This is a genomic window from Vibrio rumoiensis (genome assembly GCF_002218045.2).
GTDB lineage: Bacteria > Pseudomonadota > Gammaproteobacteria > Enterobacterales > Vibrionaceae > Vibrio > Vibrio rumoiensis.
Map to the genome: position 1 here is coordinate 2,078,581 of NZ_AP018685.1, position 16,666 is coordinate 2,095,246.

General features: G+C 41.6%; 14 protein-coding genes. 2 read left to right on the top strand and 12 right to left on the bottom strand.

The window, feature by feature from the left end; all coding sequences use genetic code 11:
• Positions 1-49: 49 nt before the first annotated feature.
• Positions 50-1,513 carry an IMP dehydrogenase gene (gene guaB, locus VRUMOI_RS09545; protein WP_089139460.1) on the bottom strand — a complete coding sequence of 488 codons (1,464 nt, stop codon included), beginning with the start codon at positions 1,511-1,513 and terminating at the stop codon, positions 50-52.
• Between the two features lie 350 nt (positions 1,514-1,863).
• On the opposite strand from guaB, the gene xseA reads away from it, so the two are divergent.
• The gene (gene xseA / locus VRUMOI_RS09550; RefSeq protein ID WP_089139459.1) at positions 1,864-3,195 is read left to right on the top strand and encodes an exodeoxyribonuclease VII large subunit; all 1,332 of its coding nucleotides are present in this window, start codon (positions 1,864-1,866) and stop codon (positions 3,193-3,195) included.
• Between the two features lie 48 nt (positions 3,196-3,243).
• Positions 3,244-5,001 carry a sensor domain-containing phosphodiesterase gene (locus tag VRUMOI_RS09555; protein WP_089139458.1) on the top strand — a complete coding sequence of 586 codons (1,758 nt, stop codon included), beginning with the start codon at positions 3,244-3,246 and terminating at the stop codon, positions 4,999-5,001.
• Positions 5,002-5,058: 57 nt separating this feature from the next.
• Here VRUMOI_RS09555 and VRUMOI_RS09560 read toward each other — a convergent pair whose 3' ends face one another.
• The 11 genes from VRUMOI_RS09560 to pepB all read right to left on the bottom strand — a co-directional run bounded on the left by VRUMOI_RS09560 (position 5,059) and on the right by pepB (position 16,649).
• Positions 5,059-5,307, bottom strand: coding sequence for a zinc ribbon domain-containing protein (locus VRUMOI_RS09560; protein WP_089139457.1), 249 nt, complete (start codon positions 5,305-5,307; stop codon positions 5,059-5,061).
• A 542-nt stretch (positions 5,308-5,849) separates the two neighbouring features.
• Positions 5,850-7,355 carry a ribosome biogenesis GTPase Der gene (der, locus tag VRUMOI_RS09565; protein ID WP_089139456.1) on the bottom strand — a complete coding sequence of 502 codons (1,506 nt, stop codon included), beginning with the start codon at positions 7,353-7,355 and terminating at the stop codon, positions 5,850-5,852.
• A 202-nt stretch (positions 7,356-7,557) separates the two neighbouring features.
• Positions 7,558-8,724 carry an outer membrane protein assembly factor BamB gene (gene bamB / locus VRUMOI_RS09570; RefSeq protein ID WP_089139455.1) on the bottom strand — a complete coding sequence of 389 codons (1,167 nt, stop codon included), beginning with the start codon at positions 8,722-8,724 and terminating at the stop codon, positions 7,558-7,560.
• 12 nt (positions 8,725-8,736) lie between these two features.
• Complete coding sequence (locus VRUMOI_RS09575) at positions 8,737-9,354, bottom strand: YfgM family protein (protein ID WP_089139454.1); 618 nt, start codon at positions 9,352-9,354, stop codon at positions 8,737-8,739.
• A gap of 35 nt (positions 9,355-9,389) precedes the next feature.
• The gene (gene hisS, locus VRUMOI_RS09580; RefSeq protein ID WP_089139453.1) at positions 9,390-10,658 is read right to left on the bottom strand and encodes a histidine--tRNA ligase; all 1,269 of its coding nucleotides are present in this window, start codon (positions 10,656-10,658) and stop codon (positions 9,390-9,392) included.
• A 31-nt stretch (positions 10,659-10,689) separates the two neighbouring features.
• A complete protein-coding gene (ispG, locus tag VRUMOI_RS09585; protein ID WP_089139452.1) occupies positions 10,690-11,811 on the bottom strand; it encodes a flavodoxin-dependent (E)-4-hydroxy-3-methylbut-2-enyl-diphosphate synthase in 1,122 nt (373 codons plus the stop codon).
• Between the two features lie 7 nt (positions 11,812-11,818).
• A complete protein-coding gene (gene rodZ / locus VRUMOI_RS09590) occupies positions 11,819-12,769 on the bottom strand; it encodes a cytoskeleton protein RodZ (RefSeq protein WP_089139451.1) in 951 nt (316 codons plus the stop codon).
• Positions 12,759-13,520 (bottom strand): type IV pilus biogenesis/stability protein PilW, encoded by a 762-nt coding sequence (gene pilW, locus VRUMOI_RS09595; protein WP_089139450.1) that lies wholly within the window; start codon positions 13,518-13,520, stop codon positions 12,759-12,761. The genes rodZ and pilW overlap by 11 nt, the downstream gene beginning before the upstream one ends.
• A gap of 45 nt (positions 13,521-13,565) precedes the next feature.
• The gene (locus VRUMOI_RS09600; RefSeq protein WP_089139449.1) at positions 13,566-14,684 is read right to left on the bottom strand and encodes a bifunctional tRNA (adenosine(37)-C2)-methyltransferase TrmG/ribosomal RNA large subunit methyltransferase RlmN; all 1,119 of its coding nucleotides are present in this window, start codon (positions 14,682-14,684) and stop codon (positions 13,566-13,568) included.
• A 163-nt stretch (positions 14,685-14,847) separates the two neighbouring features.
• Complete coding sequence (gene ndk / locus VRUMOI_RS09605) at positions 14,848-15,276, bottom strand: nucleoside-diphosphate kinase (protein WP_089139448.1); 429 nt, start codon at positions 15,274-15,276, stop codon at positions 14,848-14,850.
• A gap of 77 nt (positions 15,277-15,353) precedes the next feature.
• On the bottom strand, positions 15,354-16,649 hold the full coding sequence (gene pepB / locus VRUMOI_RS09610) for an aminopeptidase PepB (RefSeq protein WP_089139447.1): 1,296 nt from the start codon (positions 16,647-16,649) through the stop codon (positions 15,354-15,356).
• Positions 16,650-16,666 lie beyond the last annotated feature (17 nt).

Genomic DNA, 16,666 nt, shown 5'->3' on the forward strand with positions numbered 1-16,666 from the left:
AAACTACCACGCAGTTATTGGACTCAATAACTCGTGTTAGATGAAAATTTTAACCTAAGCGGTAATTTGGTGCTTCTTTGGTAATTTGCACATCGTGTACATGTGACTCTTGCATGCCCGCACCAGAAATACGAACAAACTCAGCTTTGGTTCGCATATCTTCGATGGTTGCACTGCCAGTTAAGCCCATGCTTGAGCGTAAACCACCCATTTGTTGATGAATGATCTCTTTCAAATGGCCTTTATAAGCTGTACGACCTTCAATTCCTTCAGGAACAAGTTTGTCTGCTGCGTTATCCGACTGGAAGTAACGATCGGATGATCCTTGAGACATGGCGCCTAATGAGCCCATACCACGGTAAGATTTGTATGAACGACCTTGGTATAAAATAATTTCACCCGGTGCTTCTTCAGTACCCGCGAACATTGAGCCAACCATCACACAAGATGCTCCAGCGGCAATGGCTTTACAAATATCTCCTGAAAAACGAATACCACCATCGGCAATCACAGGAATACCAAACTCAGCTGCTGCGCTTGCTGCTTCAGAAATGGCAGTAATCTGAGGAACACCAACTCCCGTAACGATACGAGTCGTACAAATAGAACCCGGGCCGATACCCACTTTTACAGCATCCACACCAGCATCAATCAATGCACGAGCACCAGCAGCCGTTGCAACGTTGCCGCCAATAATTTGTAGGTTAGGGAATAAAGCACGAGTTTCTTTAATACGATCCAATACACCTTGAGAGTGACCGTGAGAAGAGTCGATAAGTAATACGTCTACACCCGCTTCAACCAGCGCTTGAACACGCGCTTCATTGCCAGCACCTGCGCCGACGGCAGCACCAACACGTAAGCGGCCTTGCTCATCTTTACAAGCATTTGGTTTACTTTCCGCTTTTTGGAAGTCTTTCGCAGTGATCATGCCTGATAATTGAAAAGCCTCATTGACCACTAATACTTTTTCAATACGACGTTCTTGCATTAACTGTTGAACATTCGACAATGACTCACCTTCTTTAACCGTCGCAAGACGATCTTTTGGGGTCATGACCTGTTCAACTGTTTTGGTCAAATCTGTCACAAAGCGAACGTCACGGCCAGTAATAATACCTACAAGCTCATTGCTTTGAGTAACCACTGGGAAACCAGCGAAACCGTGTTTCTCTGTCAGTTTTTTTACATCAGTAATGGTTGCATTTGGACGAATCGTCACCGGGTTGCTTACGACACCGGCTTCGTAGATTTTCACTAAGCGAACTTGCTCAGCTTGTTCTTCGATTGACATATTCTTATGAATAAAACCGATGCCGCCCTCTTGCGCTAGCGCAATAGCTAGACGAGCTTCTGTTACCGTATCCATAGCGGCAGAAATCATAGGAACATTAAGGGTGATCTTTTTAGTCAACTGAGTGCGAAGATCAGCTGTATTAGGAAGAACAGTGGAGTGTGCTGGGACGAGCAGTACGTCATCAAACGTTAAAGCTTCTTTAGCGATTCGTAACATTGCAATATCTCACATAAGAGTGTTAGAAGGATAAATCCCGCATTGAGCATAAACTCTCCGCAAAAAAGTCATTTCATCGTTTCGCATAACAAAATGAATTTGGGATTTGATATTGCAGCGGGATTATACGCCTCGCGCAATCGTTTGACTAGCCGTTTTTCATAGTTTCTTTATGATTATTTTCCCTGCTTTATTATTCAGTATAATAATGATTAAATTTCGTTCACTTACGACTATTATCAAGTTGATTTGCCTACTCCAAATGCGCGTCAACATTAGGTTTTGCTACCAACACACGCTATAATCTAAGCCATTGATAATATTCCGTTCACCTAACCCAATGGCAAGCGATGATTCCTGATCCTAACCCTAATATTTTTACTGTTTCGCGCTTAAATGCCGAAGTCAGAATGTTACTTGAAAATGAAATGGGGATTGTGTGGCTCGTAGGTGAGCTATCCAACTTTTCAGCCCCAGTTTCCGGCCATTGGTATTTCTCTTTAAAAGATGCACGAGCGCAAGTTAAGTGTGCCATGTTTAAAGGGAATAACCGACGAGTGAGTTTTAAACCGCTTAATGGCAATCAAGTTCTCGTTAAAGCACGTTTATCTCTCTATGAACCTCGCGGTGACTACCAACTTATCATCGAAAGTATGCAACCTGAAGGCGACGGTCGCTTACAACAAATGTTCGATGAGTTAAAAATGAAATTAGCGGGTGAAGGCTTATTTGCTCAACACCTAAAAAAACCGTTACCAGACAACCCTAAACGCATTGGGGTGATCACCTCAAAAACCGGCGCTGCACTCTACGATATTTTAGATGTTTTAAAACGTCGGGATCCAAGTTTACCGGTCGTGATTTACCCTACGGTCGTTCAGGGTGAAGAGGCAGCATTTAAAATTGCCCAAGCGATTGGACGCGCAAATAGTCGTAATGAGTGTGACATATTGATTGTCGGTCGAGGTGGCGGCTCACTGGAAGATTTATGGTGTTTTAACCATGAGATCGTGGCAAGAACGATTGCCGCAAGCCAAATTCCGATTGTCAGTGCGGTTGGTCATGAAATTGATGTCACTATTGCTGATTTTGTTGCCGATGTACGAGCACCAACGCCGTCGGCTGCGGCTGAGTTAGTCAGCCGAGATAATAGCCATAAAGCTCAAACCATTTTAAGTAAGCAACAAGCGCTAATGAGCGCTTGGCGTCATTATGATCATCAACAAAAAGCCCGGATTAATCGTTTACAGTTTTCTTTAGAAAAACAGCACCCGCGTTACCAATTGGAAAAACAAAGTCAAAAGTTAGATGACTTACACTCTCGCCTGCAACAAGCATTAGTTCGCCAGTTGGTACAATCGCAAAATCAACTCAGCCGAATGCAGCAGAAGTTAAATTTTTATTCACCAAGTAAGACCATCGAACGCAATCAATATCGTCTGAAAAGTAATAAAACTCGGTTAATACAAGCAATCAATCAACAATTACTGAGTCAACAATATCGACTTTCTCTTCAAGCAGAAAAACTCGACACAGTTAACCCACTGTCTACTTTAAAGCGAGGTTATTCAATTACTAAAGATGAAAATGGCAAGCTGATCAACTCTACTAAGCAGCTAAGATCAGGGCAAACGATTAAAACGACATTTACTGATGGTGATATATACTCAGTAGTTGTATGAATAATATCTAGCGAGTAGAAGCAAGACATTTATATAGTGAGGCTTGATTTGAATCAGCAACAAGAAACATGGCCATCGCTATGGCAAGAAATTGCAAATTTGATCGCCGAACTTGCTGATGTCCCTGTTGCGCTTATTATGCGTAAAAAAGACAACAGCATGGAAGTGATCGTTAGGAGCAATAATACTGAAGATAATCCTTATCACCTAGGTGACGAGGAGGCTCTATGCCATGACTTATATTGCCATCATGTGATTCAAACAGATTCTCCTTTGTTGATTCAAAATGCGCTAAAACTCGATAAATGGAAAAATACCCCAGACATAAAGCTTGGAATGATCTCCTATTACGGCTTACCTATCCACCTTCCTGATGGGGAGTCTTTTGGTACCTTCTGCATTTTAGATAGGAAAGAACGTCACTTTGACGAAAAGTTTCAACGTCTAATGCAACTACTGGTTAATTCAATTGAAAGTTCGCTAGCGATACATAGTGAAAATAATAAATTAAGTAAAGAGCTACAGCAGCACGAGCATTATAATGCATTAACAAACTTACCAACTCAGTCTCTTGGGCAATTAAAATATTCACATAAAGATGCTCTCAACCTCTCCATTCTCTTCATTCGAAATATACAAGCTTTCGATATTCGAGATAATTTAGGCTTAGTCGATGCACAGCGCCTGGCTCAAGAGTTTTATTCGCAAGTTAAGCTCTGTGTCCCTAATGGTGTTGAAATCTACTACATTAGTAATTCTGAATTAATTTTAGTCCACAGCACATCATCACCCGATACGTTGGCGGGTGAAACAGAAACGTTAGCGTGCCTACTTCGTGAATTATTTTCTTCTCCGCTAGAATTAGATGGTAAAAAAATCACCGTCCCTGTGAGTATCGGCTGTGCTTTTTCTTACAATAACGAACATCGTTTTGAAGAAGTCCTCGATATGGCAACCGTAGCTTGTACTCAAGGCTCCCAATCTGGCAAGACGTTTCATATATTTAATCCTGAACAACAAAAATTGCGTCAACACCATTATGAAGTAACGCAGCAATTTCCTAATGCTTTTGTAAATTCGGAATTTTACCTGAATTTCCAACCGATCATATCGGCTGAAACGAATAAAATAGTCGGCTGTGAGGCATTAGTGCGTTGGAACAATGCACAATTAGGTATGGTTTACCCTGATGAGTTTATTCCTTTAGCCGAGAAATGTGGCGCGATGGCACAGCTCGGTGATTGGATATTAGATCAAGCTCTATCAGATTTAAAACGCTGGGCAATCGATCATAATCCTGACTTTTATATCAGCATCAATATTTCTAGTACTCAATTTAATCAAGATGACTTTACCGATAAAGTTAAAGCTAAATTACAGCAATACCAAATATCACCAAATAATATTCTGCTTGAGATGACTGAGACCGCGTTACTTCATAACCAGAAGCAGGTCATGAAGCACTGCCAAGAACTTTCTCAATTAGGTATAAAAATTGCCTTAGATGACTTCGGGACAGGCTTCTCATCATTAAGCCATTTGCATGATTTCCCAATAGATATAGTAAAAATAGACAAGAGCTTTATCTTTAGCTTAAACACGTCGAAGAAATCAGAGCAATTAGTAAAAGGAATCCTTTCTCTTGGAAAGATGCTTGATTTAAAAGTCGTCGCGGAAGGCGTTGAAAGCTTAGACGTCTGCCAAAACCTGAAATCCCTTCGTTGTGATTTCATGCAAGGTTACTATTGGGATCGTCCTCTATCTTCTGAAGATTTTGAATCAACCTACATCAATCGTAACGATTAATAATGTATTGATAGCATGAAGGCCAGGTAGTCTTAATAAACTATCTGGCTTTTTTATTTAGGCGCCATTCTTTTGGTATTGAAAAGTAATACGGGATTTAGACTTCAATTCATTACAGTTAGGGCAAAAGTAACTCACCGCCCCACAAGCTTGAATTTTCTCGGCTTGCCACTTGCAATCAGGACAAAACGCTAATTGATTAAAAGTAAGGTTACAAACCTGACACTGATAGCTATCTTTCCCGGCTTTATTATTAGAATTCCACACTAACTCTCCTTCACAACAAGAACACTCATTCTTATTCATTCCCCCCTCCTTCAACTACTTCTGATTTACCCAAGATAATGAGATCTTACTCCGATCTTCCGCTTTCTACCTTGTGATCAGCGATCTACCCCATTAAGAATATTTATATCACCATATGCCGAAAGCATAAGTTACATGTTCTGCATTTCAATTTTTAAAAGGATAAAATATCGGTTAATCATTTTTAATCACCATGATCCGATATTTTAAATATTCATAGAATAACAATTTAGGGTATTAAACTGGAAGATCATACTCTAACAGAAGATGTTACTTATCCAGTGTCTAGATTAATTTTATGCTTCCAGAATATTAAATGGCTAGAGCTTTACTGTTAGTACATCCGTAAAACAGACTGCCGTTTCATATCGAGCGAAGTTAGCGAGTATAGAGGTTGCGCTATCTTACACACAAAGTAAGGTTCAAAACGACGATAAGAATAACAATAAGTCGGCGAATCATGCAACATAGGCTAGATACAAAAATACCACTCAATTAGAGTGGTATTTAAGATTAAAATCATTGTCGTTCAAATACTCTGATTATTTTTTACGGCCACGCTTGATTAGACTCACCATGCGTTTACGTTTTTGCTCTTCAGAATAACCCGCTTTCTTCGTTGGTGCTTGATTCTCAAATGGGTTCTCACTGTTTTGGAATTGAATGCGGATTGGAGTACCCATGATTTCCAAAGAACGGCGGAAATAGTTCATCAAGTAACGCTTGTAAGAATCCGGAAGATCTTTTACTTGGTTACCATGGACAACCACGATTGGTGGGTTATAACCACCCGCATGAGCATATTTCATCTTCACACGACGGCCACGGATAAGCGGCGGCTGATGGTCATCTTGAGCCATCTTCATAATACGAGTAAGAACCGAAGTACCAACACGCGTCGTCGCGGATTTATACGCTTCTTGCACAGATTCAAATAAGTGCCCCACACCTGTTCCATGTAAAGCTGAGATAAAGTGAATGCGAGCAAAATCGACAAAACCTAAACGTCGATCCAACTCTTTTTTTACTCTCTCTTTCACATCAGTATCTAGACCATCCCACTTATTTACCGCGATCACGAGTGAACGCCCCGCATTAAGCGCAAAGCCCAATAAGCTTAGATCTTGATCTGAAATGTTTTCGCGAGCATCAATAATCACTAATACAACGTTAGCATCTTCAATCGCCTTCAATGTTTTAATCACTGAGAACTTTTCAACCGCTTCATTGATACGCTTACGACGACGGACACCCGCGGTATCAATCAACACATATTCACGCTCATCACGCTTCATTGGGATGTAGATAGAATCACGAGTGGTGCCAGGCATGTCATAAACGACAACACGCTCTTCACCTAAAATTCGGTTAGTCAGCGTTGATTTACCCACATTCGGGCGACCGATGATAGCCAGTTTAATTGGTTGGTCTTGTAGACGCTTAAATTCCGCTTCCGCTTGCTCTTCTGTGTACTCTAATTGTTCTTCTTCAGGATCAATTTCACCCGTCAGGTCTTCAATATCACCATTAAGTAAGGCTTGCTCTGCTGCTAGCTCATCAGAAAATGGCTTCAATGCTTTATCAATAAGGCTCATCACACCACGACCATGTGCCGCAGCAATTTGATAAATCTTATCCATACCAAGTTGCCAAAACTCAGCACTGGCCGCATCGGCATCAATACCATCAACTTTATTCACAACCAGCATGCTTGGCTTTTCACGCATACGTAAGTGACGGGCAATCGCTTCATCGGCAACCGTTAAGCCTGCACGTCCATCAACCATAAACAAAACAACATCGGCTTCTTCAATCGCCGCCAAAGATTGCTCTGCCATTTTAGTTTCAACGCCATCTTCAGTACCATCAATACCACCGGTATCAATGACGATGAACTCATGCTCACCAGATTTGGCTTGACCGTATTTACGATCGCGAGTTAAGCCTGGAAAGTCAGCCACCAGTGCGTCACGTGTACGTGTAAGACGATTAAATAACGTGGATTTACCAACGTTTGGACGCCCAACTAGAGCTACTACAGGAATCATATTTACCTCTACAATCTAAAAATAACGACAGCAGTTATAGGTAATTAACATAGACATGATGCTTACCTATAACCACTTAATCTATTCAAATATCTTAACCACGCTTCTAAATGATATGGCTAAGAATAACAACGGCTCCTATATATCCAAATTGGATAGGAGCCGATTACTCATACTGATAAAATCAGGGTCGCAGATTATATCATGATCCTTCAGGGATCTGCATTTTCTTTATATCACCATCTCGACCAATGATAATAAAACCGTCATCCGTTTCAATTGGCGCCGTCGTAATACCATCGTCATCAATCAGTTGCTGAGCAACAAACTTACCAGTCGTTCGGTCCAACCAATGTAAGTAACCTTCCCCATCCGCCACAACCAGATATTCACCTAGCATAGTCGGAGCAGTTAGTTGACGATATTCTAACGAATCATTGCTCCAAAGCTCTGTGCCGCTACGAACATCTACCGCAGAGATATGATCTTTGTCAGTCACGACAAAGATACGACTTCCATCCGTTGCAAGATCAGTTGCAGAAGAATAAGTACGCTTCCACATTGGGGCGCCTGAACGTAAATCAATCGCCACTAATTGACCATTAATACCAACCGCGTATAAGTTCGAGCCGATAATTAAAGGGCTAGCATCGACATCAACAAGACGATCTATTTCCGTAGAACCTTTTGGTGTACCAATCGGTTGTTGCCACAATAACTGGCCACGTTGAATCAATGCGGCTGCAAGACGGCCATTTGCCATTCCCCAGAAAACGCCACCCGAAACGGAAACAGGAGAACTATCACCACGCAAAGTCAAGTTAGGAACCTCATTACTGATATCCCATGCTTTATCGCCAGTATCCTGTTTTAACGCGACCATCGAGCCTTTACTCGTATGGAACATCACTAAACTTTCATCCGCTAGTGGCTTAGCTAATATTTCGCCATCCACTTTCTTTTGCCAAACAATCGAACCATCTTCAACTGATAAAGCAAAAGCTTCGCCATTTTCTGTACCAATATATAACTTATCATAAGAAGCGGTTAAGCCCCCTGACAAGCGAGCGGGACCTTTTTCTGACAAGTCCTGCTTCCAAATGGTATCGCCAGTCTCTGGATCAAGAGCTTTAACTTCACCATCACGGCTGGCTACAAACACTTTGCCATAAGCATAAACCGGTGAGAGCTTTGAAAAATAATGTCCAACCCCATCGCCGATAGAAGCGCTCCAGTCTTGCTTTGGAGTGAATTGGCTATTTACTACAGGTAGTGGAGCCATCACAATCGTATCTTCTTCACTAGAACAGCCTAAAAGACCGAGTGCAATAACTGAAATCGCTAAGCTGCGGTTGAACATTTTCTTCATGCAAGACATCCTTTACTTTGCAAGATCATCAAGTTTTATTTGCAGTGCTTGGTCAGTGGAACCATCTTGTTGAGCTTGAGTATAAGCTTTCGCTGCTGCGTTCTTATCACCTTTTAATAGGTAGATATCTCCCATTAGCTCTTGATTTCTCGCTTTCCAAGCCTCGGATTTCACATCTGAAACCGCTTTAATTGCATTATCAAAATCACCTTTAGCTGCAAGAACTCGAGCAGTGCGATAAGCAATAATTGGCGTTAAAGTCTCATCATCAGTATGAGCTTGAGCCCATTTTAACTGATTAAGCGCATCATCCAGTTTATCAGCATCGATTTGTACCTTTGCCAATTGCAATGACGTTAAAACTGCATACGAGGTTTTATCGTTACTATCAATGAATTTTTGAGCAGACTCTGCAGCATCAATACCTTTCGCTTCTAAATTTGAAACGGCGGCAGTATAGCCATGAGAGGCGGCTTCTTGAGCACTCGTTAATGTATCTTGATAATAACGCCATCCGATAATGCCACCGATACCGACAACGATACCAATCACTACCGCTTTGCCATTTGCTCGCCACCAATCTTTGATTGCTTCTACTTGTTGTTCTTCATCAGCGTCGTAGATACTCACGTCCTGTCCTCTTAAATAAATCGACTTAATATAAATTAAATAATGCTTGCTAGATGAGCAGCGATATCCGATTGCGGTAATGTATGTTGCTCACCACCAGCCAGATCTTTTAAGACAATAGTCTGATCAGCGACTTCATTTTCACCTAAAACTAGCGCGATAGTCGCCCCGACTTTATCCGCACGTTTAAATTGCTTCTTAAAGTTACCACCACCAAAGTGAGTCATAAGACGAAGACCCGGTACCGATTCGCGCAATTGCTCGGCAAGTTTCATACCGTTAATCAACGTTCCTTCACCAGCCGTCACTAAATAAACATCAACCACTTTACGTGTATCATTAAGCTCTAAGGTTTCTAGCATAAGAACCAAGCGTTCCAGCCCCATAGCAAAACCTACGGCAGGAGCGGGCTTACCGCCAAGTTGTTCAACGAGGCCATCATAACGGCCACCACCACAAACCGTACCTTGTGAGCCTAAACTTTCGGTGATCCACTCAAAAACGGTTTTATTGTAGTAATCTAAACCACGAACTAAACGTTGATTCACTTGGTATTCAATACCCGCTGCATCAAGTAATTCACAAAGGCCAGCAAAGTGAGCTTTAGAATCCTCATCAAGGTAGTCAGCTAATTGAGGCGCATCGACTAAGATTGCTTGTATTTCAGGGTTTTTAGTATCCAGCACTCGTAAAGGGTTGGTATACATACGGCGTTTTGCATCTTCATCTAGTACGTCCATGTGCTGTTCTAAAAACTCGATCAGCACTGCACGGTAGTTTTGACGCGCCTCAAGTGAACCGATTGAGTTCAACTCTAAACGTACATGTTTATCAATACCCAGTTCACGCCATAGACGTGCGGTCATCATAATAAGTTCAGCATCAACATCTGGACCTTGAAGACCAAAGACTTCAACGCCTACTTGATGGAATTGACGATAGCGACCTTTTTGTGGACGCTCGTGACGGAACATTGGTCCTACATACCATAGGCGTTGTTCTTGGTTATAAATCAAACCATTTTCAATTCCAGCACGTACGCAGCCCGCCGTCCCCTCAGGGCGTAAGGTCAAGCTATCACCGTTGCGGTCTTCAAAGGTATACATTTCCTTTTCAACTACATCAGTCACTTCACCAATCGCACGCTTGAATAAATTCGTCATTTCAACGATTGGCATACGGATCTCACTGTATCCATAAGAGCTAACAACACGCTTAACCGCGTCTTCAACTTTATGCCAAAGTGGAGATTGTGTCGGAAGGCAGTCGTTCATGCCTCGAATTGCTTGAATTGTTTTACTCACAGTCTATACCGTTCAATGTTCGTGGATATGATTATTTATCAATGTGGTTGATATCAATACGGTTGTTGCTATCTAACATAGATGCTTTGGCGCGAATTTTCGCTTCAAGTTGGTCGATAACATTATCATTATCAAAGCGCTCTTTCTGACGTTTACCGTCTTCATAAAACGCGCTTTTCTTATTACCGCCCGCGATTCCCATATGTGAAACTTCCGCCTCACCAGGGCCATTCACCACACAGCCAATAATAGAAACATCCATCGGCGTGATAATATCTTCTAAACGTTCTTCTAACGCATTCACTGTTCCGATCACATCAAACTCTTGACGAGAACAAGTCGGACAAGCGATAAAATTAATACCTCGAGAACGAATACGCAACGACTTCAAAATATCAAAGCCGACTTTAATTTCTTCTACTGGATTGGCGGCTAACGAAATACGCAAAGTATCACCAATCCCTTCAGCAAGTAGCATGCCTAAACCGACAGCAGATTTAACCGACCCAGCACGCGCACCACCCGCTTCCGTAATACCAAGGTGAAGAGGCTGGTCGATTTTTTTAGCCAGTAATCGGTACGACTCTACGGCTAAAAATACATCAGAAGCTTTTACACTAACTTTGAATTGATCGAAATTCAAACGGTCAAGAATATCCACATGGCGCATTGCCGATTCAACCAATGCTTCCGCAGTCGGTTCACCATATTTCAACTGAATTTCTTTCTCTAACGAACCACCATTAACACCGATTCGAATAGGAATATTCTTGTCTCGAGCACAATCAACAACTGCGCGAATACGCTCTTCGTTACCAATATTGCCTGGGTTAATACGCAAACAATCAACGCCATACTCTGCAACTTTTAATGCAATACGATAATCAAAATGAATGTCCGCCACTAAAGGAACATTCACTTGTTGTTTAATCAACTTAAAAGCTTCAGCGGCGTCCATTGTCGGCACTGATACGCGAACAATATCGGCGCCAACTTTCTCAAGCGATCGGATTTGCGCTACTGTCGCGTCTACATCGGTAGTGCGAGTATTCGTCATGGACTGAACGGCGATCGGGGCACCGTCACCAATTGGGACGTTACCAACATAAATACGAGTCGACTTACGACGTTTGATAGGAGATTCGTGCTGCATAATAATTCTACGGTAATGTCAATCGAGCGACTTTACCTGGAGTATACCTAGAAAGGTCAACAGGTTCGTCAGCTAGTGAGATAGAAACTCCTTCCGGAGCGCCTAAAATAATAGAGTATGGTGCTTTACCGGTTAAGGTTAAAGATTCACCTGCTTTTTTCAGTCCAGTGGCTAATACTGAACCAGAGCTATCTTTTACTTGGATCCAACAATCATCTTTAAATTGCATAGCTAAAACATTATTGTTCTTTTGAACTTCAGTAATTTGAGCGATTTCTTGGCTTTCTGTTTTAGTTGGTTTTACGGTTTCTGTTGTTGAGTCAACAGTATTATCCGCTGGAAAAACTTGCTCATCAGTTGCTGCTTGCTCGGTCTCTTGTGGTTGACTTACAGCACCATCGTTAGATTCTTGCTCTGATGATTCCATTACAGTTTCATTAGTATCAAGTGACGAAGTCTCATCGGCTAATTCATCAGAGCCGCTGATCGTACTTTGTTCTTGCTGTGAGGAAAGAGATGACGGGCTCAAGGTATCAAGTTGATGATTTTGCCACCACCATACTGACGAGATCCCCAAAATAACGATAAGAATCCCCCAAGTCAGACGCATAATATGGTTATCATGCTGCTGTTTCTTGGTTTTTTGAGAAAAACTATGCATAGGCTGCTCTTTGTGCTGCCCTCGCCCAGATTGCTCCAGAGCGGCAAGTATATCTTTCTCTTTAATTCCAACAGCCTTGGCATAAGATCGAAAATAGCCACGGATAAATGTGGCTACATGATGGCTATCAAAATGGTTACTTTCGATATTTTCAATCACTGAAACTTTTAAACGTAGGCGCTCAGAAATGTCTTTCTGGCTTAAGCCTAGTTCTTCTCTACGCTGGCGTAATATTTCACCAGGAAGGTTATTGTGACTGTCTACTTTTGGCTCTAATTCTTTATTTTCAGTACTCATTCTGCCTGTACTTCTGATATTGGACAGAGTCTGGGTATTTAGTCTTAAGTATGTTGCCATATTTAGACACTAGCTCAGGGTTATTGGCTTTATTTTCTAGTTTTATTAATAAACCTAAGCTAACTGGACGGTACCCATATCTCTTATTAAACTTTAATAATCGACCCCTTGCATTGGAAAACTCGTCCTTTTCGATTTCCAACTCAGCCAATTGTAATAAAGACTGAGACCTGCTGGGATCATGATCAAGAGCGCGAGAAAAATAATTTCTTGCTTTATCCTTATTGCCACTTTTTAGTGCGCATAAACCCGCATTTTCATAACTGGCTGCGACTAAGTAATAATAAGGTTGCTCTATTGCGCGGTTAAAAAATTCATCCGCTTTGTCATAGTCGCCTTGTCGGCATAAAAATGCACCGTAGTTATTTAATACATCCCCATTTTTAGGAGAACTATCCAATGCATCTTCATAAGCCTCTTCGGCTAATTCGTATTCACCAACTCTCTGATAATAATAAGCAACCGAGTTTAAAGCACGATAATAAGATGGCGCATATTTAACCGCCATCTCAAGATTTTCTCTGGCTTTCACCATATTGCCTTCTTCCAAGTACCCCAATCCTAATGAGATTCTTGCTTCCGACGCTTTGATATTATCAAACTTAGCAGTATTTGGCTTGTCAGACACTGTAACACAACCAACTAAGAAACTAACTACTAAAGTAAAAACTAACTTTTTTATAGAGAACATTGGATACCGCCTATTCAGGTATAGGAACCAATGCCATCTATATTATCAGACGGCTTTTACTGGGATTGGTTCCCCTTGCTGCTTTTGCTTTGTACGTTTTGTTCGATCAATCACATCTCCGACAAGCTGTCCACATGCCGCATCAATATCATCACCACGAGTTTTACGTACCGTAACCGTATAATCGTATTGCATTAACGTTTTCATGAAACGGTCAATGCGAGAATTACTCGGTTTGTTGTATGGTGACCCAGGATAAGGGTTAAATGGAATCAAATTAATTTTTGCAGGGGTATCTTTTAACAACTCTGCGAGCTGCCTAGCATGTTCCATATCATCATTAACGTGATCGAGTAAAACATACTCCACCGTTACTTTACCGCGATTAGCATTTGAGGTCGCAATATAACGACGAACAGATTCAAGAAAGTCTTGAATATCCCAACGATCATTGATTGGCATAATTTGACTACGAAGCTCATCATTAGGCGCATGCAATGAGATCGCGAGAGCAACATCGATATTGCCTGTCATTTGGTCAAGACCAGAGACGACACCAGAAGTAGAGACGGTTACACGACGCTTAGATAAACCAAAACCGAGATCATCAAGCATGATCTCTAATGAAGGCATTAGGTTTTTCATATTAAGCAATGGTTCACCCATTCCCATCATCACGACATTGGTGATAGGACGGCGACCGGTTTCTTTTTCAAGACCAATTTCACGTGAAGCACGCCAAATTTGCCCGACAATTTCAGACACTTTAAGGTTACGGTTAAAACCTTGCTGAGCGGTTGAACAAAAAGTACAAGCCAACGCACAACCGACTTGAGATGACACACATAAGGTCGCACGATCGCCATCCGGGATATAAACCGTTTCAACATCTTGATCACCTACACGCATCGCCCATTTAATCGTGCCATCAGTAGAATGCTGAGCTTCTGATACATAAGGCGCTCGAATTTCACAGCGAGCTTCTAGCTTCGCTTTTAATGCTTTATTGATATTGCTCATTTGTGAGAAATCATCACAACCAAAATGGTAGATCCATTTCATGATCTGATCGGCACGGAATGCCTTCTCATTCAGTTCTTCGGTAAAAAACTGGCGTAAACCTTTACGGTCAAAATCCAGCAGATTTACTTTTGTCATGGTCATGGTTTTCTCACTAATGGAACGATAAATAAGGGCGCGAATTGTACAGGGTTTATACATTCACAACAAGGTTTGTTCAGTAACATGACATAAAATTCATGTATAAAAAAAGAGGCACAATAGCCTCTTTATTATAGTGGAGTTTTTATTCACTCATGTAATTCTCTTATTTACGTGAGCAGATTTCTGATTCAGGAAAAAAGAATTCTATTTCGCGTGCTGCCGACTCTGGGCTATCTGAACCATGTACTGAGTTCAAACGCATGCTAATAGCATAATCAGCGCGCAATGTACCGCAAGCAGCTTCTTCAGGGTTTGTTTTTCCCATCAATTCACGATAGCGAGCTATCGCATTTTCACCTTCAAGCACTTGAACCATAATAGGACCGGAAGTCATAAACTCTTTTAACGGCTCAAAAAATGGCTTGCCTTCATGCTCAGCATAAAATCCACTGGCTTGCGCTTCGGTCAAATGCACCATTTTAGCAGCAATGATCGACAACCCTGCTTTTTCCATCCGTTGATAGATCGCACCAATAAGGTTTCGCTCAACCGCATCGGGCTTGATGATTGAGAATGTTCTTTCTAAAGCCATATTAAATCCTTAGGTCTTATTTTTATCATTTTCTGAGAGGGAAGCTATTACTCCCCCCTTAAATTTCATGTTGTGTATTATTTTGCTTGATCGATCAAAATTCTCGCTAAGGTTCTAACCCCCATACCGGTTGCACCAGCAGACCATTTATCGCTCGAGGTTTTACGATAAGTACCTGAACAATCAAAGTGTAACCAGCCTTTTTTATAATCATCGACAAAGTAAGATAAAAAGGCTGCGGCAGTACTTGCTCCCGGGCTATAAGCACCAGAAGAAATATTCGACATATCGGCAAAATTCGATGGCAGCATGTTACGGTGGAAATCAGCCAGAGGCAGTTGCCACAAACCTTCAGATTCTAGTTCTGCGCTCTTCAACGCTTTTTGAGCTAGCTTATTATCAAAACTCAGCAGAGCATGATAATCATTACCTAACGCATTTTTTGCCGCACCGGTTAAGGTTGCGCAATCAATAATAAGTTTTGGCTTTTGTTCGCAGGCATACATTAAGCCATCAGCAAGCACCAAACGACCTTCCGCATCGGTATTCATGACTTCGACTGTCTTACCGTTTTTATAAGTAATAATATCGCCTAACTTCAAAGCACGGCCAGAAATCATATTTTCTGCACAGCATAAGATTAACTTAACGCGTTTGTTCAAGCCACGAGCGATCGCAAGTGCTAATCCGCCTGTAATGGTGCTTGAGCCGCCCATATCTGCTTTCATAGAATCCATGAACCCCGATGGTTTAATGCTGTAACCACCAGAATCGAAAGTAATGCCTTTACCAACTAGACAAGCATAAACTGGCGCGTCATCATCACCGGTTGGATTAAAGTCAAGTTGTAACATTGCAGACGTACGCTCAGAGCCTCGACCTACAGCATAAATACCTTCCCAACCTTCGGTCAGTAGATCTTTGTCTTTTACTATTTTGTAGCTAACTGCCCCTTCTGGAGCGATAGACTTAATAAACTCTCCCGCCATACTTGCTAATTGACGTGGCGCAACTTCTTCGGCACTTTTATTAATAATGTCACGAACCCAGTCCGTCACTTTTACGCGAGCTTCAAGTTCAAGTTGTGATTCTTGATCGAGCTCTGGCCAGGTAACAATATTACCTTTCTTGGAAGAACGAAAACCCTGTACAAAAGCCCAAATACTTTCTAATTCCCAATCTGAGCCAATTAATTCAACCTGTTTAATCCCTTGAGAATCCAATTTACGCGCGGCACGTTGAACTGAGTCAATTGCAGTCGTTGAAGGAATGTGCACAATCGCACCATCAGCAGAAAAAGAAAGCAGCGCATTTTCACCCCATTGAGATGGAGCCGTTTCGCGAGAAATTGTAACGGATAGTTGTGTTGACATTTTTACTCCTTACCTAG

Coding starts and splice junctions, on each gene's coding strand:
- pilW (WP_089139450.1), bottom strand. CDS start 13,520: ATGTTCTCTATAAAAAAGTTAGTTTTTACTTTAGTAGTTAGTTTCTTA.
- VRUMOI_RS09560 (WP_089139457.1), bottom strand. CDS start 5,307: ATGAATAAGAATGAGTGTTCTTGTTGTGAAGGAGAGTTAGTGTGGAAT.
- bamB (WP_089139455.1), bottom strand. CDS start 8,724: ATGAAGAAAATGTTCAACCGCAGCTTAGCGATTTCAGTTATTGCACTC.
- guaB (WP_089139460.1), bottom strand. CDS start 1,513: ATGTTACGAATCGCTAAAGAAGCTTTAACGTTTGATGACGTACTGCTC.
- VRUMOI_RS09600 (WP_089139449.1), bottom strand. CDS start 14,684: ATGACCATGACAAAAGTAAATCTGCTGGATTTTGACCGTAAAGGTTTA.
- xseA (WP_089139459.1), top strand. CDS start 1,864: ATGATTCCTGATCCTAACCCTAATATTTTTACTGTTTCGCGCTTAAAT.
- ispG (WP_089139452.1), bottom strand. CDS start 11,811: ATGCAGCACGAATCTCCTATCAAACGTCGTAAGTCGACTCGTATTTAT.
- rodZ (WP_089139451.1), bottom strand. CDS start 12,769: ATGAGTACTGAAAATAAAGAATTAGAGCCAAAAGTAGACAGTCACAAT.
- ndk (WP_089139448.1), bottom strand. CDS start 15,276: ATGGCTTTAGAAAGAACATTCTCAATCATCAAGCCCGATGCGGTTGAG.
- der (WP_089139456.1), bottom strand. CDS start 7,355: ATGATTCCTGTAGTAGCTCTAGTTGGGCGTCCAAACGTTGGTAAATCC.
- pepB (WP_089139447.1), bottom strand. CDS start 16,649: ATGTCAACACAACTATCCGTTACAATTTCTCGCGAAACGGCTCCATCT.